Genomic DNA, 1234 nt, shown 5'->3' with positions numbered 1-1234 from the left:
GCTGCGGCGGCGCAGCGCTCTGCCGACCCCGGCACGGCCGACGCCTACCGGCGCTACGTGCAGTGGCTGCCGTTCGAGGTGCAGTCGCAGTGGCTGCTGGCGCTGGTGTCGAGGGACCTCGACTACCAGCCCGTGTACCGGGGCACGGCGGCAACGCCCGACGGCATCCCGCTGGACGAGGCGACCCCTGCCGAGCTGTTCGCCGCCTCGGACGTCGGCGCGCGGGTCCCGATCCTGGGGGCGCCGCTCGAGGGTGATCCCGGCCGCCGGCCGTCCCGCTTGACACGCTGGCTGCGCCGACGCCACCTGTTCATCGACCCCGGCTGGGCACGTCTGGTCGATGCGCTCCGCACCCTGGCGGCGGTGGCGGTCGCGCTGGCGGTGGTGATCCCGCTGTCGCAGGTTCTCGGACCGGGCGACCAGAGCGGTCCAGTGTTCGCCGCGATGGTGGCGCTGTTCACGACGCCCGCGGCCGCGGCGCAGGCCGCGCCCGCCGCGCGCACGGTGCGTGCCCTCGTCTCGATCATCCCGGTGTCGCTCGCCGTCGTGCTCGGGGCACTGCTGTCGGCGGACCAGCCCGTCATCGTGGTGTCGATGGCGCTCGCCGCGGGACTCGCCGTCTGGCTGCAGCGCTTCGGCCCGCGGGTGGGAGCGATGGGAAAGCTGTTCTTCCTGATCTTCTACTTCAGCCTGCTCGTGCACCTGTCGTCGCAGGACGTCCTCTTCTCGCTGCTCGCGGCGATCATCGGCCTCGCGGCGAGCTGGCTGGTGCAGGCGATCCCCGGCGCGCCGCCGTCTCGGCAGGTGCACGGCGGCATCGCGGCAGTGTACGAGCGCATCGAGGACCTGCTCGACACGCTCGTCGACCTCGTATCCAGCGGTCGAGCCGACAGACGCCTGGTGCGTGAGCTGCGCTCAGCCCGCACCGCGCTGGAGCACACCGTCGATGACATCAACGGGCCGCTCGAGCGGATGTCGGGGGATCAGATGAATCCGATGCGGATGCGCGTGCTGCGCATGCGCATCTTCGACGTGCAGCTGGCAGCGGAGAATCTGCTGACGCTGCTGCCGGTCGTCCCCAGCATCACGATCACGGTCGACGAGCGCGCGCGCCTCGCCGGCGACCTCGTCGCCACGAGCGCCGAGATCTCGGCCTTCCGCGGCTCGGCCGCGCCGCCGGAGCGTTCGCGCAAGGACTCGGAGCTGCCCCCGGGGCTCACCGGCGAGGTGCGGC

General features: G+C 72.4%; 1 protein-coding gene. It reads left to right on the top strand.

Annotated elements, in window-relative coordinates; all coding sequences use genetic code 11:
- Positions 1-1234: hypothetical protein (locus NQ160_RS23975; protein ID WP_257517477.1), on the top strand; the 1234-nt coding region annotated here is incomplete at both ends.

The organism is Microbacterium sp. zg.Y909, assembly GCF_024626565.1.
Note: the sequence above shows the minus strand (reverse complement) of the source record. Positions and strands in the feature narration are given on the sequence as shown.